At 72.0% G+C, this 24595-nt stretch carries 20 protein-coding genes; 8 read left to right on the top strand and 12 right to left on the bottom strand.

Annotated elements, in window-relative coordinates:
* Positions 1-61: 61 nt before the first annotated feature.
* Together FB554_RS12515 and FB554_RS12520 are read right to left on the bottom strand one after the other, a co-directional pair.
* On the bottom strand, positions 62-1354 hold the full coding sequence (locus tag FB554_RS12515; RefSeq protein ID WP_142006554.1) for an MFS transporter: 1293 nt from the start codon (positions 1352-1354) through the stop codon (positions 62-64).
* A complete protein-coding gene (locus tag FB554_RS12520; RefSeq protein ID WP_170206873.1) occupies positions 1351-1794 on the bottom strand; it encodes a MarR family winged helix-turn-helix transcriptional regulator in 444 nt (147 codons plus the stop codon). Before FB554_RS12520 ends, FB554_RS12515 begins: the two co-directional genes overlap by 4 nt.
* Before the next feature lie 153 nt (positions 1795-1947).
* Between FB554_RS12520 and FB554_RS12525 the strand changes: the two genes are divergently transcribed.
* The 4 genes from FB554_RS12525 (at position 1948) to FB554_RS12540 (ending at position 8726) form a co-directional block, all read left to right on the top strand.
* The gene (locus tag FB554_RS12525; protein WP_142006556.1) at positions 1948-2652 is read left to right on the top strand and encodes a response regulator transcription factor; all 705 of its coding nucleotides are present in this window, start codon (positions 1948-1950) and stop codon (positions 2650-2652) included.
* The gene (locus tag FB554_RS12530) at positions 2649-4145 is read left to right on the top strand and encodes a sensor histidine kinase (protein WP_236022388.1); all 1497 of its coding nucleotides are present in this window, start codon (positions 2649-2651) and stop codon (positions 4143-4145) included. Before FB554_RS12525 ends, FB554_RS12530 begins: the two co-directional genes overlap by 4 nt.
* Before the next feature lie 44 nt (positions 4146-4189).
* Positions 4190-5821 (top strand): S1C family serine protease, encoded by a 1632-nt coding sequence (locus FB554_RS12535; protein ID WP_142006558.1) that lies wholly within the window; start codon positions 4190-4192, stop codon positions 5819-5821.
* Positions 5822-6668: 847 nt separating this feature from the next.
* Complete coding sequence (locus tag FB554_RS12540) at positions 6669-8726, top strand: HelD family protein (RefSeq protein ID WP_142006561.1); 2058 nt, start codon at positions 6669-6671, stop codon at positions 8724-8726.
* 132 nt (positions 8727-8858) lie between these two features.
* Here FB554_RS12540 and FB554_RS12545 read toward each other — a convergent pair whose 3' ends face one another.
* Positions 8859-11405: an ABC transporter permease gene (locus tag FB554_RS12545; RefSeq protein ID WP_142006563.1), complete on the bottom strand. Its 2547-nt coding sequence runs from the start codon at positions 11403-11405 to the stop codon at positions 8859-8861.
* 3 nt (positions 11406-11408) lie between these two features.
* Positions 11409-12161, bottom strand: coding sequence for an ABC transporter ATP-binding protein (locus FB554_RS12550; protein ID WP_236022389.1), 753 nt, complete (start codon positions 12159-12161; stop codon positions 11409-11411).
* A gap of 213 nt (positions 12162-12374) precedes the next feature.
* On the opposite strand from FB554_RS12550, the gene FB554_RS17185 reads away from it, so the two are divergent.
* On the top strand, positions 12375-12698 hold the full coding sequence (locus FB554_RS17185) for a WXG100 family type VII secretion target (protein WP_170206874.1): 324 nt from the start codon (positions 12375-12377) through the stop codon (positions 12696-12698).
* 46 nt (positions 12699-12744) lie between these two features.
* Here FB554_RS17185 and FB554_RS12560 read toward each other — a convergent pair whose 3' ends face one another.
* The 7 genes from FB554_RS12560 to FB554_RS12585 form a co-directional block, all read right to left on the bottom strand.
* Positions 12745-14751: an NADPH-dependent 2,4-dienoyl-CoA reductase gene (locus tag FB554_RS12560; RefSeq protein ID WP_142006569.1), complete on the bottom strand. Its 2007-nt coding sequence runs from the start codon at positions 14749-14751 to the stop codon at positions 12745-12747.
* The gene (locus tag FB554_RS12565) at positions 14748-15293 is read right to left on the bottom strand and encodes a PadR family transcriptional regulator (RefSeq protein ID WP_142006572.1); all 546 of its coding nucleotides are present in this window, start codon (positions 15291-15293) and stop codon (positions 14748-14750) included. Before FB554_RS12565 ends, FB554_RS12560 begins: the two co-directional genes overlap by 4 nt.
* A gap of 171 nt (positions 15294-15464) precedes the next feature.
* Entirely contained in the window at positions 15465-15614 is a 150-nt protein-coding gene (locus FB554_RS17190; RefSeq protein ID WP_170206875.1) for a hypothetical protein, read from the bottom strand.
* 59 nt (positions 15615-15673) lie between these two features.
* Positions 15674-17311, bottom strand: a complete 1638-nt coding sequence (groL, locus tag FB554_RS12570; RefSeq protein WP_142006573.1) for a chaperonin GroEL — start codon at positions 17309-17311, stop codon at positions 15674-15676.
* Positions 17312-17534: 223 nt separating this feature from the next.
* Positions 17535-18575: an LLM class F420-dependent oxidoreductase gene (locus FB554_RS12575; protein ID WP_142006575.1), complete on the bottom strand. Its 1041-nt coding sequence runs from the start codon at positions 18573-18575 to the stop codon at positions 17535-17537.
* Between the two features lie 70 nt (positions 18576-18645).
* Positions 18646-18936, bottom strand: a complete 291-nt coding sequence (locus tag FB554_RS12580; RefSeq protein ID WP_142006577.1) for a DUF3263 domain-containing protein — start codon at positions 18934-18936, stop codon at positions 18646-18648.
* Between the two features lie 150 nt (positions 18937-19086).
* Complete coding sequence (locus FB554_RS12585; RefSeq protein ID WP_420809467.1) at positions 19087-20436, bottom strand: pyridoxal phosphate-dependent decarboxylase family protein; 1350 nt, start codon at positions 20434-20436, stop codon at positions 19087-19089.
* Between the two features lie 46 nt (positions 20437-20482).
* Here FB554_RS12585 and FB554_RS12590 point away from each other — a divergent pair, with 46 nt between their 5' ends.
* Genes FB554_RS12590 through FB554_RS12600 form a run of 3 tightly spaced genes read left to right on the top strand, consistent with a single transcriptional unit; the run spans position 20483 to position 23264 of the window.
* Positions 20483-21160, top strand: coding sequence for a uracil-DNA glycosylase (locus tag FB554_RS12590; RefSeq protein ID WP_142006581.1), 678 nt, complete (start codon positions 20483-20485; stop codon positions 21158-21160).
* Positions 21157-21981: an SGNH/GDSL hydrolase family protein gene (locus tag FB554_RS12595; RefSeq protein ID WP_142006583.1), complete on the top strand. Its 825-nt coding sequence runs from the start codon at positions 21157-21159 to the stop codon at positions 21979-21981. Before FB554_RS12590 ends, FB554_RS12595 begins: the two co-directional genes overlap by 4 nt.
* The gene (locus tag FB554_RS12600) at positions 21978-23264 is read left to right on the top strand and encodes a hydroxyacid-oxoacid transhydrogenase (protein WP_142006585.1); all 1287 of its coding nucleotides are present in this window, start codon (positions 21978-21980) and stop codon (positions 23262-23264) included. The genes FB554_RS12595 and FB554_RS12600 overlap by 4 nt, the downstream gene beginning before the upstream one ends.
* Positions 23265-23444: 180 nt before the next feature.
* On the opposite strand, the gene FB554_RS12605 is transcribed toward FB554_RS12600, so the two are convergent.
* Positions 23445-24503 carry a threonine aldolase family protein gene (locus FB554_RS12605; RefSeq protein WP_142006587.1) on the bottom strand — a complete coding sequence of 353 codons (1059 nt, stop codon included), beginning with the start codon at positions 24501-24503 and terminating at the stop codon, positions 23445-23447.
* Positions 24504-24595 lie beyond the last annotated feature (92 nt).

A 24595-nucleotide genomic window follows, 5' to 3' on the forward strand; every position in this document is an offset into this window, starting at 1 on the left:
CTCACGCCGACCAGGGCCACCAGGGCGACGATGACGATCCACCGCCGGAAGCGCGGCGACATCACGCGACCTGCTCCGGGGTGACGGCCTCGGCGGCCTCGCCGCGGCGCATCACCTGCAGGTGCGGCCGCTCGTGCAGGCGGTAGCGGACTCGAAGGTCGTCGGTGCGCATGACGTACATCGTCGCAGCCACCACCGCGACGGCCGTCGCCACACTGCCGATGCCGATGGTCCAGCGGGCGCCGTACTCCGCGCCGATCCAGCCGATCAGCGGCGCACCGATCGGGGTGCCGCCGAGGAAGATCGCCATGTAGAGCGCCATGACGCGCCCGCGCAGGTGCGGCGCGACGCTCAGCTGCACCATCGTGTTGGCGGTCGGCAGCACGGTGAGCGCGGTCAGCCCGACCGGGATGAGCCACAGCGCGAACAGCTCGTACGTCGGCGCGGTCGCCGCGCCCGCGCTCGCCACGACGAACCCGGCCAGCGCCCCGAGCAGCACCCGCAGCCGGGGCTGGCTGCGCCGGGCCGACAGCAGCGCCGCGCTCAGCGACCCGATCGCCATGATCGAGCCGAGCAGGCCGAACTCCGTCGCGCCCTTGTGGAACACGGTCGTGGCCATCAGCGCGGTGGTGATCTGGAAGTTCATCCCGAACGTGCCGAGCATGAAGACGATGGCCATGATCAGCATCAGGTCGGGCCGGTGCCGGACGTAGGCGAGGCCCTCGCGCAGGCCGCCGCGCCCCTTGCCGCGTGGCGCCGGGTGCAGCTCGTTGCCGCGCATCATCTGCAGCGCCACGAGCACGGCGACGAACGAGAACGTGTTGACCACCAGCGTCCACCCGGTGCCGACCCAGGCGATGAGCAGGCCGGCGACGGCGGGGCCGATCAGCCGCGCCGCGTTGAAGCTGGCGCTGTTCAGGCCGACGGCGTTGCCGAGCCGCTCGGGCGGCACCATCTCCGACACGAACGCCTGCCGCGCCGGGTTGTCGGCGGCGGTGAAGAAGCCCTGCAGCGCCGCGAGCAGGTAGACCTGCCACAGCTGCACGACACCGGTCAGCGTGAGCAGCGCGAGCAGGGCCGCCGTCACCGCGAGACCGGTCTGGGTGATCGCGAGCACGCGCCGCTTGCGGAAGCGGTCGGCCAGGGTGCCGGCGACCGGGGCGAGCAGCACGACGGGCGCGAACTGCAGCGCGGTGACGATGCCGAGCGCGGTGGAGTCGTGGTCGGTGAGCTCGACCAGCACCAGCCAGTCCTGGGCGACCCGGCCCATCCAGGTGCCGACGTTGGACAGCAGCGCCCCGGTGAAGTAGATGCGGTAGTTGCGGATCGACAGCGACGCGAAGGTGGGGCTCACCGGGCCGCCACCCGGGTGAGGATCTCGCGCGCCTCGTCGAGCACGCGCAGCTCCTCGTCGGTGAGGTCCTCGATGCGGCTGATCATCCACGCGTCGCGCGAGCGGCGGACCGTGCGCAGCACCTCGCGGCCGGCGTCGGTCAGGCTGAGGATCGCGGCGCGCCCGTCCTCGGGGTCGGGCGCGCGGTCGACGTAGCCCCCGTCGACCAGCGAGCTCACCGTGCGGGTCATCGACGGGGCGCTCACGCACTCGGCCCGCGCGAGGGCGCCCGGCCGGTCGATCCCCTTCTCCAGCTGGTTGAGCACGGAGAACTGGTGCGGCGCCAGCTCCTGGGTGTTCTCGAACCGGGCGCGACGGCTGATCCGCATGCACACGTGGCGCAGATCGGTCGCGAGCCGGCGACGGGCGGCCGGGCTCATCCGGCGGGGCGGGGCGGTCATGGTCTCCTGCGAGGACGTACGATCACGAATAGTTAGCCAGAGTAATAAGCATACCTCAGGATCGGGCCGGCGCCGCTCGCTCGCGGGCGCGGCGGACGTACGAGATCAGCCAGTTCCCAGGAAACGTCCAGCGATCCGTCGCACAGTGGTTCCATGACCACCACCAGTCCCGAGGCTCGCCTGCTCGTCGTCGAGGACGAGACCAACATCCGCGAGCTGCTGGCCACGAGCCTGAAGTTCGCCGGGTTCGAGGTGCACGCGGCGGCCGACGGGCAGCAGGCGCTCAGCCTCGCCGAGCAGAACCCCCTCGACCTCGCGGTCATGGACGTGATGCTCCCCGACATGGACGGCTTCACCGTGACCCGGCGGCTGCGCGGCAACGGCCACGACATGCCCATCGTCTTCCTCACCGCGCGCGACTCGGTCGACGACAAGGTCAAGGGGCTGACGGTCGGCGGCGACGACTACGTCACGAAGCCGTTCAGCCTCGAGGAGGTCGTGGCCCGCATCCGCGCGGTGCTGCGCCGCACCCAGTCGCTGCAGGACGAGGTGGGCGCGGCCCTGGTCGTCGCCGACCTCGAGCTCGACGAGGACTCCCACGAGGTGCGCCGCGGCGGCAAGGTCATCGACGTCTCGCCGACCGAGTTCAAGCTGCTGCGCTACCTCATGCTCAACTCCGGCCGCGTGCTGTCCAAGGCGCAGATCCTCGACCACGTCTGGGACTACGACTTCCGCGGCGAGGCCGGCATCGTCGAGTCCTACATCTCCTACCTGCGGCGCAAGATCGACACCCAGGGCGAGCCGCTGATCCACACCAAGCGCGGGGTCGGCTACGTCCTGCGCGAGCCGAGGGAGTGAGCGCGGCCCATCCGTTGCGCGGCCCCGTCAGCGACGCGCTGCACGAGGTCCCGCTGCGGCTGCGACTCGTCGCGGTCACCGTCGGTCTGCTGATCACCGCCCTGTCGGTGGCCGGCCTCGCCGCGTCCTACCGGCTCGACTCGTTCGTCGTCAGCCAGAAGTCCGACGAGCTGCACGCCGCCGCCCCGCAGGTGCTCGACGAGGTCTACTCCAGCCTGCTGCAGATGCCGACCGAGCCCGCGACGGTGCCCTACAACGTCTACGTCGTGACGATCATGCCGGGCGGCAGCGCGCCCGAGGCCGGCAGCCCGAGCCAGCCGGCGATCCCCTCGATCGCCCGCGACCATCCGTACGTCGCCACGCACCAGTCGTTCATCGTCAACTCCTACGACGGCAGGTCGCGCTGGATCGCCGCCGCCTATCCGGGGCCGACCTCGAGCTCGACGGTGACCGTGGCGATCTCGCTGTCGGCCGCCGACGAGACGGTCGAGCGGATGCGCTGGTCGACCGTCGTGATCAGCATCATCGCCGCGGTCGTGTCGGCGGTGCTCGGCTGGTTCCTGATCCGGCGCGCGTTCCGGCCGCTGACCCAGATCGAGGACACCGCGCAGGCCATCGCCGAGGGCGACCTGACCCGGCGCGTGCCCGACACCACCACCCGCGACGAGATCTCCAGCCTGGCCACCTCGCTCAACGTCATGCTCAGCCGCATCGAGCAGAGCTTCGCGGTGCGCACCGCCTCGGAGGACCGGATGCGCCGGTTCGTCGCCGACGCCTCGCACGAGCTGCGCACCCCGCTCGCGACGGTGCGCGGCTATGCCGAGCTGTATCGCCAGGGCGCGGTCACCGACCCCGACGACATCGGCGCCGCGATGCGCCGCATCGAGGGCGAGGCGGTGCGCATGAGCGCCCTGGTCGACAACCTGCTGCTGCTCACCCGGCTCGACCGCAGCGACCGCGAGCCCGACGACAAGCCCGCCGTGCGCGAGCCGGTCGACCTCACCGTGCTGGCCGCCGACGCGGTGCAGGACGCCCAGGCCCGCGACCGGACCCGCCCGATGCGGCTGCAGGGCTGGGACGACCAGGCGGTCGAGCCCACGACCGTCGTCGGCGACGAGGCCCAGCTGCGCCAGGTGCTCACCAACCTGCTCGCGAACGCGCTGCGCTACACCCCCGAGGGATCGCCGGTCGAGGTGCTCGTCGGCTCCGGCCCGCAGGGGGCGCTGCTGGCCGTGCGCGACCACGGGCCGGGCATCCCGGCCGAGCAGCGGCACAAGGTGTTCGAGCGCTTCTACCGCGGCGAGTCCTCGCGCAACACCGCGCTCGGCGGCAGCGGTCTCGGGCTCGCGATCGTGCAGGCGATCGTGGGGGCCATGGGCGGCGACGTCTCGGTCGAGGAGACTGCTGGTGGAGGTGCGACGTTCGTCGTCCGGCTCCCACAGACACCGCACAGGTCCGCGCCAGAGGATCGCCAGTCCGACCCGGTCAACTGATCATCAACGGCGCGACACCGCACCGTCACGACCAAGGAGCACCGATGAGCGACCACGACGACACACCGGACCAGACCTCCCCGGTGCCTCGCGTCGACGAGACGCGTCCCATCACCCCGGCGCGCCCCGAGTCGTCGCAGGACCAGGGCTCCCCCTGGCAGCAGCCGGGTTCGGCGCAGGCGCAGGCGGGTCCGGCGCAGCCGGGCCAGGCGCCCCACCCGCAACCGGGTGCCGCTCAGCCGCAGCCGGGCCAGGCACAGCCCGGCCAGGGCGTCCCGCAGACGTACGGCCAGAGCGGACCGGGCGCGCAGGCGCAGCCGGCGTACGGGCAGAGCGGGCAGCCGGCGTACGGCCAGCCGGGCCAGGGCGGCCAGGGGCAGCCGACGTACGCGCAGCAGGGGCAGCCGGGCGCCCAGCACCGGCTCCCGCAGGCGCCGACGTGGACCACCGCGGGTGCGGCGGGCGCGCACGGCGCGACCCCGGTCGCGGCCGGTCCCCGCCCGGCGCGGGCCAACCGGTTCGCCGTGCCGCTGGCCGCGCTGCTGGCGGCGGTGCTCGCGAGCACGGGCACGTACGCCCTCACCCGAGACGACACGCAGAACGCCGCGGCGGGCGGCGCGACCACCGTGGTGCAGGCCAACCCGGCGGACTTCGCCGAGGCCGGCTCGATCAACTGGTCGGCCACCGCCTCGAAGGTCACGCCGAGCGTCGTCGCGATCACCGCCCGGTCGGGCGCCAGCGGCGGCGGCGCCGGGTCGGGTGTCGTGCTCGACAAGCAGGGCAACATCGCGACCAACAACCACGTGGTGGCCGGCTCGGACCAGCTGCAGGTCACGCTCGCGAACAACCGGACGTACACCGCCAAGGTCGTCGGCACCGACCCCTCGACCGACCTCGCGGTGATCAGGCTGGAGAACCCGCCCGCGGACCTCAAGCCCGCGACGCTCGGCGACGACAGCAAGCTCGTCGTGGGGCAGCCGGTCATGGCCATCGGCAACCCGCTCGGGCTCGCCGGCACCGTGACCACCGGCATCGTGAGCGCCCTCAACCGGCCGGTCAGCACCCAGAGCCAGGAGCAGCCGAGCCCCGACCAGGGTCAGCCCGGTCAGCCGGGGCAGCCGGGTCAGCCGGGTCAGCCGGGCGCCCAGGAGTCCACCGAGGTCGTCACCAACGCCATCCAGACCAGCGCCGCGATCAACCCCGGAAACAGCGGTGGCGCACTGGTCAACGGCAGCGGACAGCTCATCGGGATCAACAGCTCGATCGCCACCCTCAGCGGATCTTCAGGTTCTTCGCAGAGCGGAAACATCGGAATCGGTTTCGCTATCCCTGTGACCGTCGTCAAGAACATCACCGGGCAGCTCATCGCCAAGGGCAGCGCGCAGCACGCGCGCCTCGGCGTGACCGCCCGCACGGGCAACGTCGAGATCGACGGCGCCCAGGTCAGTGGTGCTCAGGTGGCCAGCGTCGAGCAGGGCAGCAGCGCTGCCTCGGCCGGCCTCCGGGAGGGCGACGTGATCATCTCGATCGACGGCGACGCCGTCGATTCCTCGACCTCGCTGGTCGGTCAGGTGCGTGAGCGCAAGGTCGGTCAGCGAGTCGCGCTCGTCGTCGTGCGGGACGGCAAGCGCGTGAACGTCACGGTGACGCTGGGAGCTGCTCCCTCGACGTCGTGACACATCCGGCGGTGCTGAACCCTCCCTTCCTCCAAAACAGCACCGCCCGGACGGGGAAAGGGAACCGGGGCTTGTGACGGGGCCCCGGGTCCAACGGGGGCTGCGCTGTGCGGGCGCAGCCCCCGTTCCGTTCCTGGTTCGTCTCCTCCTCCGGGAGGGGCTTGCTGCGCTGCGCCCCTCCCGGCATCGTCGACGAACCCGTGTTCGCTGCGGCGACCGGGGTCGCACGCCCCGATACCGGGGGACGTGACGGGCCCCTGCCACCCCGCGACGACGTACCGGCCGATGTCGGGGGACGTGACGTGCCCCCTGCCAGCCCGCGATGACGTACCGGCCGATACCGGGGGAAATAACACCCTCAGGCCCCGCGCACGACGTCACAAGCCCCGACACCGGGGGACGTGACATGCCCCTTGCCAGCCCGCGACGACGTACCGGCCGATACCGGGGGAAATAACACCTCAAGCCCCAGCCGCGACGTCACAAGCCCCGACACCGGGGGACGTGACATGCCCCTTGCCAGCCCGCGACGACGTACCGGCCGATACCGGGGGAAATAACACGTCAAGCCCCAGCCGCGACGTCACAAGCCCCGACACCGGGGGACGTGACACCTCAGGCCCCAGCCGCGACGTCACAAGCCCCGATACCGGGGGACGTGACACCTCAGGCCCCGGGCACGACGTCACAAGCCCCGACACCGGGGGACGTGACGTGCCCTCGCCAGCCCGCGACGACGTACCGGCCGATGTCGGGGGGCGTTCTGGGCGAAGCGCGGGTCGTGGGGGCGGGGATGGCGTAGCGTGGCTCCTCCCCCACCACGCCGCCCGAGAGGCACTCATCGGTCATGCCTGCGCCCGCACACCCACCGGATACCGACTCGACCGCGACCCTTGACTCCGAGCTCGGCCGGGAGCAGGGCTACCTCGACCACGCCCGCGCCGAGCTCGCGCGGATGCGCGCCTCGGTCGAGCGGCTCGACGCCGCCAAGGCCAGCGACGCCGACTCTGCTGCCGCCCTCGGCGAGGCGCTGGCCCGCCGCCTCGCCGCGCTCCAGGACGACCCGCGCAGCACGCTGTTCTTCGGCCGCATCGACCTGCGCACCGACGCCGAGCGGTGGTACGTCGGTCGTCGCCACGTCGCCGACGCCGAGGGCGAGCCCGTGGTCGTCGACTGGCGGGCGCCGGTGTCGACCGCGTTCTACCGCGCGTCGCACGCCGAGCCGATGGACGTGCTGCTGCGCCGCCGCTTCGGCGTCGACCGCGGCGTGCTCACCGCCATCGAGGACGAGCACCTCAGCGACCCCGGCGAGGCCGACGCCGGCTCGCAGATCCTCGCCGCCGAGATCGAGCGCCCGCGCACCGGGCCCATGCGCGACATCGTCTCCACCATCCAGCCCGAGCAGGACGTCATCGTCCGCTCCGACGTCGAGACCACCATCTGCGTGCAGGGGGCGCCGGGCACCGGCAAGACCGCGGTCGGGCTGCACCGCGCCGCGTGGCTGCTCTACTCCTTCCGCGAGCGGCTCGACCGCACCGGCGTGCTCGTCGTCGGACCCAACGCCGCGTTCCTCGACCACATCGGCGCGGTGCTCCCCGCCCTCGGCGAGGTGCGTGTGGGCCACGCGAGCGTCGAGACGCTGCTCGACCACGGCCGCGTCCGCACCGTCGACCCCGCGAAAGTCGCTGTGCTCAAAGGGGATCCGCGCATGGCCGAGGTGCTGCGCAGGGCGGTCTGGAGCCACGTGCGGCCCGCGACCGAGGCGTGCGTCATCCCGCGCGGCGTACGCCGGTGGCGGGTGCCGGCGTACGACGTCCAGGAGATCCTCGACGAGCTCGCCGCCCGCGGCGTGCGCTACGAGGCGGCCCGCGCGATGCTCCCGCAGCGGCTGGCGCACGCGGTGCTGCTGCAGATGGAGCGCGCCGGCGAGTCGCCCGACGACCGGGTGCAGGAGGCGGTGGCGCGCTCGGCGCCGATGAAGGCCTTCGCCGCGAGCCTGTGGCCCAAGATCGATCCGGCGCAGGTGCTCTTCGAGCTGTGGTCCTCCCCCGACGCGCTCGGCCGCGCCGCCGCCGGGCTGCTCGACAACGAGGAGCAGGCGATGCTGCTGTGGGACACCGTGCCGCGCAGCAAGGGCTCGGCCCGGTGGTCGGCCGCCGACATGCCGCTGCTCGACGAGCTGACCGACCTGCTCGCCCGCACCCCCAGCCTCGGCCACGTCGTGCTCGACGAGGCGCAGGACCTCTCGCCCATGCAGCTGCGCGCGGTCGGCCGGCGCTGCTCGACCGGGTCGGCCACCGTGCTCGGCGACATCGCGCAGGGCACTACCCCGTGGGCCACCCACTCGTGGGAGGAGTCGATGGCCCACCTGGGCAAACACGCTCACCACCTCGAGGTGCTCGACCGCGGCTTCCGGGTGCCCGCGAAGGTCATCGACTTCGCCGCGCGGCTGCTGCCCGCGATGGCCCCCGGACTCGGCGCGCCCGTCTCGGTGCGCGACAACCCGGGAGAGCTGGAGCTGGTGGAGGTGACGGCCAAGGAGGTGCCAGGCGAGGTCGTACGGCGGGTGGCGGGGTTGTCCGAGCGTCCCGGCTCGCTCGGGGTGATCGCCCCCGACGCTTCCGTCGAGCGGTTCTCGAAAGCGTTGCAGGACAACGGGATCGAGCACGGCCGCCTGGATCGTGAGCATGGTGACGAGGAGGACCACCAGGTCCAGCTGGTGCCCGCGACCGTCGCCAAGGGCCTGGAGTTCGACACCGTCCTGGTCGTCGAGCCCGCCGAGATCGCAGCCGCCGAGCCGGACGAGCGCACCGGCCTGCGTCGGCTGTACGTCGTCCTCACCCGAGCGGTCTCGTCGCTGACCGTGCTGCACAGCGCCCCCCTCCCCGCCCCCCTCTCGCCCTGATCCCCGCCCGGCACGCCCCCGCCCTCCGCATGAAACCGGGTTACGGTCGTTTGACCCTGATCAATTGGGGTCAAACGGCCGTAACCCGGTTTCATGCCCGGTAGGGGCCGGGCGGGGCGGGGCGTCGAGCCGTCACTCGGTCGCGATGGCCTTCAGCACGTCGAGGCGGGCGGCGCGGCGGGCCGGGAACCACGCAGCCAGCACCCCGACCACCGCGGCAAGCACCACGAACAGCCCCAGCCGGCCCCACGGGATCGCCAGCTGCGCGATCCCCTGGGACTCCTGCGAGCGCTGCAGCACCACCCCGAACCCGATGCCGAGCGCCACCCCGAGCAGCGCGCCGACGACCGCGATGGTCACCGACTCCAGGCGCACCATCCGCCGCAGCTGGCGCCGGCTCAGCCCCACCGCGCGCAGCAGCCCGATCTCGCGGGTGCGCTCGATGACCGACAGCGCCAGCGTGTTGACGATGCCGAGGATCGCGATGATCACCGCCAGCCCGAGCAGCGCGTAGATCAGCATGAGCAGCTGGTCGATGGGCTCGCGCTGCTCGGCCTTGAACTCGTCCTGGTCCTTCAGCGTGACGGTGGGCAGCGCCTCGACCTGCCGCTCGAGCCCGGCGCGCACGGCCGCGGGGTCGGACCCGGCGGCGCGGTCGACGAACACGTAGTTGTCCTGGTCGGGGCCGCCCGCCCGCTGGAAGCCGGCGAGCGTCGTGACCACCGGCGCCACCGCCGGGTTGTCCTTGACGACCGCCGCGACCCGCAGCGTGGTGGTGCGGCCGGCGAGCGCGACGCGTATGTCGTCGCCGGGCTGCACGCCCAGCTCCTCGGCCTTGCTCTCGTTGACGACGGCCGATGCGGCGTCCAGTCCGTCGAGCGAGCCCGACACCGGTTCGATCATCGTGATCCGTTGCAGCGCAACGAGATCCGTGCCACCGAGCGCCTGCCGCGCCTTGCCGTCGATCTGCGCGGGGGCGAACCTGACCCGCGCGACGGCGTCGACCCCGGGCACCCGCTCGAGCCCGTCGGCGACGGTGCTGGAGAACGGCATCCCGAAGTTGCCGGACACGGTGTAGTCGCCCTGGAAGTTCTCCTCGATCAGGGTGTCCACGCTCTTGGTCGCCGAGGCCCCGAAGACCGACATCATCGACACCAGGGCCAGGCCGATCATCAGCGCGGAGGCCGTGGCGGCCGTACGGCGGGGTTGGCGCAGCGCGTTCTGCTCGGCGAGGTTGCCGACCGTGCCGAACACCCGGCGGAAGGCCGAGCCGAGGCCGCGGATGATCGGTCGCCCGACCACCGGCGACGCCAGCACCGCGCCCGCCACCACCAAGAACAGCCCGGCGCCGAGAAGCGTTGTCTCCTGGGCGCGTTCGCCGGTCAGGACCCAGAGCTCGAGGCCGACCCCGAGCAGCACGAGAAGCCCTCCGAGCAGCGCCCGGCGCAGCACGATCCCCTCGGGCATCGCCACCTCGTCGCGCAGCGCCGCGACCGGCGCCACCTGTGCGGCGCGTCGCGCGGGCAGATAGGCCGCGAGCCCGGTGACGACCATGCCGACGGCGTACGCCGCGACCACCGCGGTCGGCGTGAGCTGCAACGGGGTGCCGCTCAGGTCGAGCCCGAACTGGGCGAACAGCACCTTGATGCCGGCCGCGAGCAGCAGCCCCAGCGCGAGCCCCAGGGTCGACCCGACGAGCCCCACCACCACCGCCTCGAACAGCACCGACCAGGTCACCTGCCGGCGCGAGGCGCCCAGCGCCCGCAGCAGGGCCAGCTCGCGGGCGCGCTGCGCCACGAGGATCGAGAAGGTGTTGATGATCAGGAACGACCCGACGACCAGCGCCACCCCGGCGAAGATCAGCAGGAACGTCGTGATGAACGACAGCGCCTCCTTGATATCGCTGCTCGCCTCGTCCGCGGCCCGGTCGCCGGTCTGCGCCTCGACGCCGGCGGGCAGCACCTTGGCGACGGCGTCGCGCACCTCCTGCTGCGTGCGGTCCTGGTCGATGACGACCCACAGGTCGGAGTACGTCCCCGGCTGGGTCTGGTAGAGCGACTGCCCGGTGCGCAGGTCCCACGCCACGAGGCTCGCGCCCGCGAGACCGCTGCCGTCGGCGAACGACACCAGGCCGACCAGGGTGGCCCGCACCCGCGGCTGCTTGCCGGCGGTGACTAGGTCGACCTTGTCGCCGACGCGATAGCCTGCACGCTCCGCGGTGCGCGGATCGATAGCAACCTCAGTGGAATTCGTCGGCGCCCGCCCCTCGCTCATCCGCAGCCCGGGGATGCCGTGCGCCGCCGGCGCGTCGTGATATGTCGTCGCGATGCCGGGCGCCCCCTGGCCGCCGACGAGCTTGCCGTCGCTGCCGACGACGTACGTCGAGAACGAGGTGACCTCGGGCTCGACCCGCTCGACGCCAGGGACCGCCCGCACCCGCTCGAGGGTGCTGGCCGGGATGCCGCGGCCGGGCGCCGCCCCGTCGTCACCGCTGCTGCCGACCGGCCGCACCACGACGTCGCTGACGGAACCGGTCATGATGCTCTGGAAGGCGCGATCGAGCGTCGCGGTGAAGACCAGCGAGCCCGCCACGAAGGCCACTCCGAGCACGATGGCGAAGGTGCTCAGGAGAAGCCGAATCTTGCGTGACCACAACGACTTCCACGTCGCGCGCAGCACGGCTCAGACCTCGCCCCGCGCGGCGTGGCGCGCGTCGAACTGCTTCATCCGGTCGAGGATCCGGTCGGCGCTGGGCTCGCGCATCTCGTCGACCACCCGCCCGTCGGCGAGGAAGACGATCCGGTCGGTGCCGCCGGCCGCGGCCGGGTCGTGGGTGACCATGACGATGGTCTGGCCGAGCTCGTCGACGCTGTAGCGCAGGAAGCGCAGCACCTCCTCGCCGGAGGCGGAGTCGAGGTTGCCGGTGGGCTCGTCGGCGAAGACCACGTCGGGCCGGCTGACCAGGGCGCGGGCGCACGCGACCCGCTGCTGCTGCCCGCCCGACAGCTCGCTCGGCCGGTGCGAGAGGCGGTCGCGCAGGCCGACGGTCTCGATCACCTGGTCGAACCAGTCGGGGTCGGGCCGCCGCCCGGCGATCGCGAGCGGCAGCAGGATGTTCTCCTGCGCGGTCAGGGTCGGCACCAGGTTGAACGACTGGAAGACGAAGCCGATCCGGTCGCGGCGCAGCTCGGTGAGCTTCTTGTCGTTCAGCCGCGACAGCGCCTGGTCACCGAGGAAGACCTCCCCCGAGGTCGGCGTGTCCAGTGCCGCGAGGCAGTGCATCAGGGTGCTCTTGCCGGAGCCGGACGGACCCATGATCGCGGTGAACTCACCGCGTCCGAGGTCGACGTCGACGCCGTCGAGCGCGGTGACCGCCGCGGCCCCGCTGCCGTAGGACTTGGTGAGGTTCGCCGCCCGGGCGGCCGTCTCGATCATGACCATCACGCTATGCGGGCGCCGGGCCCCTCGCCCTCGGGACCAACCCTGAGGCCACCCCGAACGGCCCCTGAGCGTCGGAGCCGCGGCGCGGCCGGCGTACGCCCCGGGCCAGCCCCTGTGGATAACTTTCGGGGCGGTCCCCCGATCCTGCGTAGCGTGCGGGAGCAACACCTCCCGACCGTCGGGAGGGTGGCACGAGAGGGGACGGACATGGCGAATCCGCAGGGCGGTGGCGGGGGCGGCAGCTTCACCGTCGACGCCGACGCGATCGGCACGCACGGCGGCACCGTCGGCGACGTCGCGCGCGACATCCAGGAGAAGATGGGGCTGATGCAGCGCAAGCTGCAGGCGCTGCAGGGTCAGTGGAAGGGGTCGGGGGCCAACCAGTTCTCGATCCTCTACGGCGACTGGGAGCGCCAGCAGCGCAACGTCAAGGACTCGCTGCGCAACATCAGCCTGGCGCTCGGCCAGTCGGCGACCGACTACCGCACGACCGAGCAGGCGGTGACCCGGCGCTTCACGACGCCGGGCTGAACCGACGCCGGGCTGAACCGGCACCGGGCCGGCCGCGGCGGAGTCGTCACAGCGCCGCGGCCAGCTCGGTCGCCTGCTTGATCGCGCGCTTCGCGTCGAGCTCGGCGGCCACGTCGGCGCCACCGATCACGGCCCTCCCGTCGGCCACCAGGTCGCGCACCGACTCCTGCCCGGCGCAGACCACGATCGTGTCGACCTCGAGCAGCCGCGGCTGCGGCTCACCGTCGCCTGCGCGCACCGTCAGGTGCAGCCCGGCGTCGTCGATGCGCTCGTAGGTGACGCCCCCGATCAGCTCGACGCGCGCGTCCTTGAGCGTCTGCCGGTGCACCCAGCCGGTGGTGCGGCCGAGGTCCTTGCCGAGCCGGGAGGTCTTGCGCTGCAGCAGGAAGACCTCGCGGCGCGGCTCCTCGGTGACCTTGTCGGTGAGCCCGCCGGGCACGTCGACGGCGTCGGTGACGCCCCAGCGCGCCTGCCAGTGCTCGAGCTTCTCGTGCGGGTCGTGCAGCAGGAACTCCGAGACGTCGAAGCCGATGCCGCCGGCGCCGATCACCGCGACGCGCCGCCCGGCCTCGACCTCGCCGCGCAGCAGCGCGTCGTAGGTGACGACGCTCGAGTGGTCGATGCCGGGGATCTGCGGGACGCGCGGCTGCACGCCCGTGGCCACGACCACCTCGTCGTACGCCGTCAGCGCCTCGGCCTCGGCGCGCTCGCCCAGGCGCACGTCGACCCCGAGCACCTCCAGCCGCCGGGTGTAGTAGCGCAACGTCTCGGCGAACTCCTCCTTGCCGGGGATCGCCATGGCGAGCCGGAACTGGCCGCCGAGGTCGCGCCGCGCCTCGAACAGGGTGACCGCGTGCCCGCGCTCGGCGAGCGACACCGCCGCCGCGAGCCCGGCCGGCCCGGCACCGACGACCGCGACCTGCTTGCGCCGCGCGGTCGGCACCGGCAGCAGCACCAGCGAGGTCTCGCGGCCGGCCCGCGGGTTGACCAGGCAGGTGGCGCGCTTGTTCGCGAACGTGTGGTCCAGGCACGCCTGGTTGCAGGCGATGCAGGTGTTGATCTCGTCGGTACGGCCGGCCGCGACCTTGGCGCCGAAGTCGGGGTCGGCGAGCAGCGGCCGCGCCATCGAGACCAGGTCGGCCGTGCCGTCGGCGATCAGGCCCTCGGCGACCTCGGGGGTGTTGATCCGGTTGGACGCCATGACGGGCACGCCGACGCTCTCGCGCAGCCGCCGGGTCCAGTCGGCGAACGCCGCGCGCGGCACGGAGGTGACGATCGTCGGCACCCGCGCCTCGTGCCAGCCGATGCCGGTGTTGAACATCGAGGCCCCGACCTGCTCGAGCCGCTGCGCGAGCTCGACGACCTCCTCCCACGTCTGCCCGTGCTCGACGAGGTCGACCAGGGAGATGCGGTAGTCGATGACGAAGTCGCCGCCGACCGCCTCGCGCACCCGGCGCACGATCTCCACCGGGAAGCGCATCCGCTTCGCGGCGGTGCCGCCCCAGGCGTCGGTGCGGTCGTTGGTGCGCGCGGCGAGGAACTGGTTGATGAGGTAGCCCTCGGACCCCATGATCTCGACGCCGTCGTACCCCGCGCGCTGCGCGAGCCGGGCCGTGCGGACGTACGCCTCCACCGTGCGCTCGACCCCGCGGGCCGACATCGCGCGCGGCCGGAACGGCGTGATCGGCGACTTGCGACCGCTCGCCGAGCGGATCATCGGGTGATAGCCGTAACGCCCGGAATGCAGGATCTGCAACAGGATTCGGCTGTCGTGCTCGTGCACGGCGTCGGTGACCAGACGGTGCTTGTCGGCCCCGCGGGCGGTGCGCAGCATAGACCCGCCCGGCAGCAGCCACCCCTCGACGTTGGGGGCATAGCCGCCGGTGATCAGCATCCCGGTGCCGCCCCGCGCGCGCTCGGCGAAGTAGGCCGCGAGCTCGGGCAGGTGCTTGCTGCGGTCCTCGAGGCCGGTGTGCATCGAGCCCATCACCAGGCGGTTGCGCAGCCTCACCCCGCCGATCGTGATGGGGGACAGCAGGTGGTCGTACGTCATCGGTCGCCTTCCGGGTCGAGCGCGGCGAGCATCTCGTCGCACCAGTCGATGAGCGCCTGCTCGGCGCGGATCCCGCCGCGCAGGACGAGGTAGACCGGGAGCTCCTCGTCGGACAGGCGCTGCGGGTCGGGGTAGTTCTTGGCGGCGTTGCGCTCGTAGTAGGCCAGCTGGGTGACGTGCTGGTCGCGCTGTCGCCGGATGTCGGCGAGCACCGCCGCGGCGTCACCGTGGGCCATGCCCCGCACCTTCACGGCGAAGGCGCTGCGCGGCCGCTCCGGCGGCGACGGCTCGCGGGTCCAGGCGGTGAGCTCGGCGCGCCCGGCGGCCGTGAGCCCGTAGACCTTGCGGTCGGGCGCTCCCTCCCCCGGCTCGACCGTGGCCGACACCAGCTCGAGCTCCTCCATGCGCGCGAGCGTGCGATAGATCTGCTGGTGGCTGGCCGACCAGAAGAACCCCAGCGACCGGTCGAACCGCCGGGTCAGCTCGTAGCCCGACGCCGACTGCTCGGCGAGGGACACACAGATCGCGTGCTGCAACGACACGCCCGTCAGTCTCTATGCACCTTGTTGCATAGTCAACCGCGCGCAGAGTGCGCGTCGCGCGCGCGGCCCGGCGAGGGCGTACCGACCGGGCGGCAGCCGCATTTCGTTCACCGGTGCACGAAATCCCGGAGGCCCCCCCGGAGATTCCAGGGGTGCCCCACCTCAGATCGTTCACCGGTGCACGAAATGCCAGAAGGCAACGGGCGCCGCCGGCAGCGCCGTCGCCAAGGCGGTGCAGGCGATGAACGCGGCGATCATGACCGCCGTCATCATTCCCGTCGTCGTCAGCGGCTCGAGCTGACCCGGCCCCGGACGCAGCACAGCGGCCCCTCCCGAGATCGGGAGGGGCCGCTGCTTCGTGCGGTGGCGCTACGTGCTGATCAGAAGCCCATACCGCCCATGTCGCCCATACCGGCGTCGGCACCGCCGCCGGCCGGAGCCTTCTCCGGCTTGTCGGCGATGACGGCCTCGGTGGTGAGGAACAGCGCGGCGATCGACGCGGCGTTCTGCAGCGCCGAACGGGTCACCTTGGTCGGGTCCGGGATGCCCATCTTGAGCATGTCGCCGTACTCGCCCGTGGCCGCGTTGAGGCCCTCGCCGACCGGCAGGTCCTTGACCTTGGCGGCGACGACGCCCGGCTCGAGGCCGGCGTTCTGCGCGATCTGCTTCAGCGGAGCCTCGGTCGCGAGCACCACCAGGTTGGCACCGGTGGCCTCGTCGCCCTCGAGCTTGACCTTGCCCGAGGCGTCCTTGCCGGCCTGCAGCAGGGCGACGCCGCCACCGGCGACGACACCCTCCTCGACCGACGCCTTGGCGGCGCGGACGGCGTCCTCGATGCGGTGCTTGCGCTCCTTGAGCTCGACCTCGGTGGCCGCGCCGACCTTGATAACCGCAACACCGCCGGCCAGCTTGGCCAGGCGCTCCTGCAGCTTCTCGCGGTCGTAGTCGGAGTCGCTGTTCTCGATCTCGGCGCGGATCTGGTTGACGCGACCGGCGATCTGGTCGGCGTCGCCCGAACCCTCGACGATGGTGGTCTCGTCCTTGGTGACGACGACCTTGCGGGCCTTGCCGAGCATGTCGAGCTCGGCGGTCTCCAGCTTGAGGCCGACCTCCTCGGAGATGACCTGGCCACCGGTGAGGATCGAGATGTCGCCCAGCATCGCCTTGCGACGGTCACCGAAGCCGGGGGCCTTGACGGCGACCGACTTGAAGGTGCCGCGGATCTTGTTGACGACCAGGGTCGACAGGGCCTCGCCCTCGACGTCCTCGGCGATGATCACCAGCGGCTTGCCCGACTGCATGACCTTCTCCAGCAGCGGCAGCAGGTCCTTGATCGAGGAGATCTTGGAGTTGACGACCAGGATGTAGGGGTCGTCGAGGACGGCCTCCATGCTCTCGGTGTCAGTGACGAAGTAGCCGGAGATGTAGCCCTTGTCGAAGCGCATGCCCTCGGTGAGCTCGAGCTCGAGCCCGAAGGTGTTGCTCTCCTCGACGGTGATGACACCTTCCTTGCCGACCTTGTCCATCGACTCGGCGATGATGTCGCCGACGTTCTCGTCGCCACCGGCCGAGATCGCCGCGACGGCAGCGATCTGGTCCTTGGTGTCGACCTCCTTGGACGCCGACTTCAGCTCGTCGGAGACGGCCACGACGGCCTTCTCGATGCCGCGCTTGATCGCCATCGGGTTGGCGCCGGCCGCGACGTTGCGCAGACCCTCGCGCACCATCGCCTGGGCCAGCACGGTCGCGGTGGTGGTGCCGTCACCCGCGACGTCGTCGGTCTTCTTCGCGACCTCCTTGACCAGCTCGGCGCCGATCTTCTCGTACGGCTCGTCGAGCTCGATGTCCTTGGCGATGCTCACACCATCGTTGGTGATGGTGGGGGCGCCCCACTTCTTCTCGAGCACGACGTTGCGGCCCTTGGGGCCCAGCGTCACCTTCACGGCGTCGGCGAGGGTGTTCATACCCTTCTCGAGACCGCGGCGCGCCTCCTCGTCGAAGGCAATGGTCTTGGCCATTTGCGGTGGTTCCTCCCACACGTCAGCGAATCGGCCGCAGGTCGCCCGCGACGGACGAGGCCGGTCTCCGGGCTCACGTCGCCCGTCGCTCGACCCCTCGACACCACGGCCAGGTCTGTCACTCTCACCAGGAGAGTGCTAAAGCCATGATTAGCACTCGGAGGGGCCGAGTGCAAATGGAGGGCGGCGGACGCACGGCCCGGAACGCGCCGTGCGGCAGCCCCTACGGCAGCAGCGAGCGCAGCGCCTCGATCTGGGCGTTCCGGCCGGAGGCGTCGCCCGCGAGCGGGTGCACCGCGAGCGTGGTCACGCCCGCGTCGGCGTACGCCTTCACCCGGCCGCGCACGAAGTCCTCGGTCCCGATGAGCGAGGTCTGGCGTACGAGCTCGTCGGGCACGGCCTTGGCGGCCTCGTCCTTGCGCCCGGCCAGGTAGTGCTCCTGGATGCGGGCGGCGTCGTCGGCGAAGCCGTAGCGCTCGGCGAGGGAGTAGTAGAAGTTCTTGCCGCGGGCGCCCATGCCGCCGATGTAGAGCGCGAGCTGCAGGCGCGGCAGCTCGAGCAGCTCGTCGGTGTCGTCGCCGATCGCGAGCGGCGGCCCGACGCACACGTCGAGGTCGCCGAGCGCGGGGTCGCGCTTGGCACGGCCCTTGGCCAGCGGCTCGCCCCAGACCGACTCGGCCTTCTCGGGGTAGAAGAAGATCGGCTGCCAGCCCTCGGCGATCTCGGCGGTCATCTCGACGTTCTTCGGGCCGAGCGCGGCGATGAGGATCGGGATGCGGTCGCGCACCGGGTGGTTGATGAGCTTCAGCGGCTTGCCGAGGCCGGTGCCCTCCTCGGCCGGCAGCGGGATGCGGTAGTGGCGCCCGTCGTGCTCGACCTTCTCGCGCCGCCACACCTGGTGGCAGATGTCGACGATCTCGCGGGTGCGGCCGAGCGGCGCGTCGTAGGGGACGCCGTGGAAACCCTCGATGACCTGCGGCCCCGAGGCGCCGATGCCGAGCACGAACCGGCCGCCGGAGACGTAGTCGAGACCCGCCGCGGTCATCGCGGTGAGGGTGGGCGTGCGGGTGAAGATCTGCAGGATGCCCGAGGCGAGCTGGATGCGCTCGGTGCGCGCGGCGAGGAAGCCGAGCTGGCTCACCGCGTCGAAGCTGTACGCCTCGGGCACGAAGACGATGTCGACGCCGACCCGCTCGAGCTCCCCGACCTCGTCGGCGACCTCGGAGAAGCCACCTGCATATCCCAACGGCATTCCGATGCGCATGGGCTCACCCTGGCAGACCGGCGTGCGGCGGTGGCCGGCTCGGTCGGGCCGTTCCGGATCGTGGAGCGGCTCAGGTGTCGAAGCCGAGGCGGCGCGCCGAGCGCTGCTTCATGCGCGAGGCGCGCAGCCGGCGCAGCCGCTTGACCAGCATCGGGTCGTGCTCGAGCGCGGCCGGGGTGTCGATCAGCGCGTTGAGCACCTGGTAGTAGCGGGTGGAGCCCATGTCGAACCGCTCGCGGATCATCTGCTCCTTGGAGCCGGGGAACTTCCACCACTGCCGCTCGAAGGCGAGGATGTCGCGGTCGCGGTCGCTCAGGGAGCCGGTCTGCGGCTGCTGCTGGGACTGCTCGGCGGCGCTCATCGGTGGTGATCTCCAAGCGTGCGGTCGGGACTGCTTGGCCCCGATCGTACGGCGGAACTACAGCGCTGTCATTCCCACCACGACCAGCCGGTACGCCTGTGGCGGCTGTGACGAGTGAGTCGCCAGGAGCAGCGCCCGGGGCCCGCGCGCTCAGGCCATCGAGTCCAGCAGCACCCGGATGTCGTCCTCGGTCGTCTTGGGGTTGACGATCGCGAACCGCGCGAGCGTCTCCCCCTCGTGCGAGGTCGGCACCACGAAGCCGACCTGGTCGGCGAGCAGCTTGTCGGACCAGGCGTAGTAGTCCTCGGTGCTCCAGCCCAGCCGGCGGAACACCAGGACGGTGAGGTCGGCGTCGCGCACGACCTCGACGTACGGCCGGCGCTCGACCTCGCGCTGGGCGAACCGCGCGACGGCCAGGGTGTGCTCGATCGCGGCGGTGTAGGCGTCGGTGCCGTTGGCGACGAGGGAGAACCAGAACGGCAGGCCGCGGGCGCGCCGCGTGAGGCCGACGGAGTAGTCGGTCGGGTTCCACTCGGGGGCGTCGTTGAGCACGTCGAGGTAGGTGGCGTGCTGGGTGTGCGCGACCCGCGCGAGCGCCGGCTCGCGATAGATCAGCGCGCAGCAGTCGAACGGCGCGAACAGCCACTTGTGCGGGTCGACGATGAAGCTGTCGGCGCGCTCGATCCCGGCGTACTTCGCCCGGATCGACGGTGCGGCCAGGCCGGCACCGCCGTACGCGCCGTCGACGTGGAACCAGATCCCGAACTCCGCGCAGACCTCGGCGACCGACGCCAGGTCGTCGACGATGCCGAAGTTGGTGCTGCCGGCGGTCGCGACGACCGCGAAGAACGTCTCGGGCCCGTGCTCGAGCAGCACCTCGCGCAGCCGCTCGCCGGTGAGCTGCATGCGGTCGTTGACCGGCACCTGCACCTGCTCGGCGTCCATCACGCGGCAGGCGGTGGCGATCGAGGAGTGCGAGCCGACGGTGGCCGCGATGCGATACGGCCGTACGCCCTCGGCGGCCTGCTCCCGCGCGGTCGCGCGGGCGGTCACGAGCGCGGAGAGGTTGCCGATCGTGCCGCCCTGCACGAACGAGCCGCCCGCCTGCTCGGGGAAGCCCGCGAGGTCGGCGATCCAGCGCAGCGCCTGGTTCTCGGCGTAGACGGCGCCGGCGCCCTCGAGCCAGGAGCCGGCGTAGATCGAGGACGCGCCGACGACCAGGTCGAACATCGCTGCCTCGCGCGTGGGCGCGCACGGGATGAAGGACAGGTATCGCGGGTGGTCGATCGACAGGCACGCGGGCGCGAGCTTCTCGGCGAACAGGTCCAGGGCCGCCACCCCGCCACGGCCCCGCGGCGTGATCGCTCCCCCGGCGATCTCGTCGAGCTGGTCCTTGGTGAGCGGCGCGTCGAGCGGCACGGGGTCCATCCGAAGCCGCTCCTCGGCGTAACGCAGGATGTCGGCGGCCAGCGCCCGGGTCTGGTCGGTGTACTCGTGCACGGATGTCGAGTCTAGGGGCGAACGGCCGCTCGTTAGATTGGCCGCCATGGTCGCTCGCCCGCTCGAGGAACTCGTCCACGAAAGCTGGGTGCCCGCGCTGTCGCCGGCGCGCGAGCACCTCACGGAGGCAGGCGAGTTCCTGCGGGCCGAGCTGCAGGAGGGCCGCGGCTACCTCCCGGCCGCCGAGAACGTCCTGCGCGCCTTCCAGCGCCCGTTCGAGGAGGTGCGGGTGCTCATCGTCGGGCAGGACCCCTACCCGACCCCGGGGCACGCGGTCGGGCTGTGCTTCTCGGTGGCCCCGGACGTACGCCCGGTGCCGCGCAGCCTGCAGAACATCTACACCGAGCTGGAGAGCGACCTCGGCCTTCCCCGTCCCGCCAACGGTGACCTCACGCCGTGGACCGAGCACGGCGTGCTGCTGCTCAACCGGGTGCTGACCGTGCGCCCGGGCACCCCCGGCAGCCACCGCGGCCGGGGCTGGGAGCACGTCACCGCGGCGGCGATCAACGCGCTCGTCGCCCGCGACGAGCCGCTCGTCGCGATCCTGTGGGGCCGCGACGCGCGCAACCTGGCCCCGCACCTGGGCTCGGTCCCCTACGTCGAGAGCGCCCACCCCTCGCCGCTCTCCGCGCGGTCCGGCTTCTTCGGGTCGCGTCCGTTCAGCCGCGCGAACGCCCTGCTCGAGCAGCAGGGCGCCGCCCCGATCGATTGGCAGCTGGCATGAACCCCACCGCCTCGCCCACCGGACGCCGGTGGGAGCGATACGTCGCCATCGGCGACTCCTTCACCGAGGGCATGAGCGACCGGTCACCCGACGACCCGGAGGTGTACGTCGGTTGGGCCGACCGCCTCGCGGCATACCTCGGTGCGCGAAACACCAGCGAGGACAAGCCTTTCGGCTATGCGAACCTCGCGATCCGCGGTCGCCTCGTCGGTGACGTCACCGGCCCGCAGACCGACGCCGCGCTGGAGCTGTCGCCCGACCTGGTGAGCGTCGTCGGCGGCGCGAACGACGCCCTGCGGCCCAAGGTCGACCTCGACGCGGTCGCCGCGCGGCTCGAGGGTGCCGTCCAGCGGCTGCGGGCGTCCGGCGCCGACGTGCTGCTCGCCACGACGGCCGACCCGGGCTGGGCGCCGGTGCTCAAGCACGTGCGTCCGCGGCTGGCGGTGCACAGCGCGAACGTCTGGGGCATCGCGCAGCGCAACGGCTGCTCCGTGCTCGACGTGTGGTCGATGCGCGTGCTGCGCCACCCCGACATGTGGTCCGAGGACCGCATCCACCTGTCGACCGTCGGGCACGAGCGGGTCGCCGCGCAGGCCGCGTGGACGCTCGGTCTGGAGCCGGGGCTGGACTGGACCTCGCCGCTGAGTCCCGCTGAGCCGCTCGGTCGCTGGGCCACCGCGCAGAGCCACGCGGCGTGGGTGCGCACGCACCTGTCGCCGTGGGTGCAGCGTCGGGTGCAGGGCCGCAGCTCCGGCGACACCGTGCAGCCCAAGCGACCCACCGTCGCCCCGCTCGACCCCGCCCTCGAGGAGACGTCATGACCCACCCCACGCCCGCGCGCCCGGAGCAGGTCTTCACCTACGGCGCGCCGCAGCTGAAGTTCGGCCCGGGGTCCAGCGACGAGATCGGTTACGACCTCAGCACGACCGGCGCCACGCGGGCGCTGGTCGTCACGGATTCGGGCATCGCGGCGTCCGGCGGGCCGCGCAAGGTCGCCGACCAGATGTCCGAGTTCGGTGTGGACTCAGTGATTTTCGACGGCAGCCACGTCGAGCCGACCGACCGGAGCATGGCCGAGGCCGTGGCGTTCGCCCGCGAGAACGGGCCGTTCGACGCGATCGTCGCGGTGGGCGGCGGCTCCAGCATCGACACCGCCAAGGCGGTCAACCTGATGCTCACCAACGACGGCGACCTGCTCGACTACGTCAACGCCCCGGTCGGTGGCGGCAAGGCCCCGACGTCGCCGCTGCTGCCGCTCATCGCCGTGCCGACCACGACCGGCACCGGCGCCGAGAGCACCACGGTGTGCGTGCTCGACGTGCTCGACCAGCACGTCAAGAGCGGCATCAGCCACGCCCGGCTGCGCCCGATGATGGCGGTGATCGACCCCGAGCTCACCGTGTCGCAGCCGCCGATGGTGACCGCCAGCGCGGGCATGGACATCCTGTGCCACGCGCTGGAGAGCTACACGGCCCGGCCCTACACGACGTACGAGCACAAGGCGCCCGAGCAGCGCGTGCCGTACTGCGGGTCCAACCCGATCGCCGACATGTGGTGCGAGAAGGCGCTGGACCTGATGTCGGGCAGCTTCCGCACCGCCGTCGCCGACGGCGCGAACACCGACGCGCGGGGCGCCATGGCGATGGCGGCGACGTTCGCCGGGATGGGCTTCGGCAACGCCGGCGTGCATCTCCCCCACGCCAACGCCTACCCGATCGCGGGTCAGGTCAAGGGTTTTCGCCCGGACGGCTACCCGGGCGACGAGGCGATGGTGCCGCACGGCATGGCGGTCGCCCTCACCGCGCCGGCCGCGTTCCGTTTCACGTTCGACGCGGCGCCCGAGCGGCACCTGGCCGCGGCCCGCCGCCTGGCCCCCGACGCCACCCACGCCGACGACCGCGAGCTGCTCCCCTCGGTGCTGGTCGCGCTCTATCAGGACATCGGGATCCCGAACGGCCTTGCCGCCGTAGGGTTCTCCGAGTCCGACCTCGACGCGCTGGTCGAGGGGACGATGAAGCAGCAGCGCCTGCTGACCACGGCTCCCCGCCCGGTCGGGGCCGCCGACGCCCGCGAGGTACTGGCCCAGGCGATGCACCTCTGGTGAGCACGCCGGTCGAGTAGTCGCGCGAGGGACGAGCGCGGCGTATCGAGACCCCCACGCGCGCATCTGGACAGGAAGAACGCGCGCGACCGCCCGAGATCCTGCGGAACCGCGTAGGCCCGGGCGCGTTCGTCCTGTCCAGATGTACGTCTCAGGGCACCCACCAGCCGGGGCGCGGCGGAGCTAGCCGAGCTCCTCGCGCACCGCGGCGACGAAGGCGTCGACGTCAGCCTCGGTGGTGTCGAAGGCGCACATCCACCGCACCTCGCCGGTCACCTCGTCCCAGAAGTAGAACGGGAACCGCTGCATGAGCCGTCGGCTCACCTCGTGCGGCAGCACCGGGAAGACCGCATTGGCCTGCACCGGGCGGGTGAGGGTGAGGCCCGGCAGGTCGCACACGCCGTCGGCGAGGCGGGTCGCCATGGCGTTGGCGTGGGCGGCGTTGCGGATCGCGAGGTCGTCGGTGAGCAGCGCCTCGAGCTGCACCGAGACGAACCGCATCTTCGAGGCGAGCTGCATCGACTGCTTGCGCAGGAACTTCGTCCCGCGCACCGCGTCGGGGTTGAGCACGACCACGGCCTCCCCGACCATCGCCCCGCTCTTGGTGCCGCCCAGCGACAGGATGTCGACGCCGGTGTCGTGCACCATCTCCCGGAAGCCGACGCCGAGGTGCGCCGCGGCGTTGGCCAGCCGTGACCCGTCGACGTGCAGCACGAGCCCGTCGCGGTGCGCGCGGTCGGCCAGCGCCCGGATCTCCTCGACGGTGTAACAGGTGCCGAGCTCGGTCGACTGGGTGATCGAGACGACCTTGGCCTGGGCCGCGTGCTCGTCGTCGTGGCGGAGCACGACCGCGTCGATCTGGTCGGGCGTGAGCTTGCCGTCGGGGGTGTCGAGGGCGAGCAGCTTCAGCCCGCCCATCCGCTCGGGCGCGGCGCACTCGTCGACGTGGATGTGCGCCGTGCTGGTGCACACGACGGCCTCCCAGCGGTCGGTAACCGCTTGCAGCGCAACGACGTTCGCGCCCGTCCCGTTGAACACGGGGAACGTCTGCGCGCGCTCGCCGAAGTGCTCGCGGCAGCGCTCCTGCAGCCGCTCGGTGTAGACGTCGGCGCCGTACGCCACCTGGTGCCCCCCGTTGGCCCGCACCAGGGCGGCCAGCACCTCGGGGTGGATCCCGGCGTAGTTGTCGCTGGCGAATCCTCGGGCGGTGGGGTCGTGCAACGGGTTCAGGCTGTCGGTCACCGGACCATGCTCACAGACGTTCTCCTTCGGCTAGAACGCGGTTGTAGCGCTACGACTTCGCTGCAGCACGGTCGTAGCGCTTTAACCGCGTT

The organism is Barrientosiimonas humi, from assembly GCF_006716095.1.
Taxonomy (GTDB): domain Bacteria; phylum Actinomycetota; class Actinomycetes; order Actinomycetales; family Dermatophilaceae; genus Barrientosiimonas; species Barrientosiimonas humi.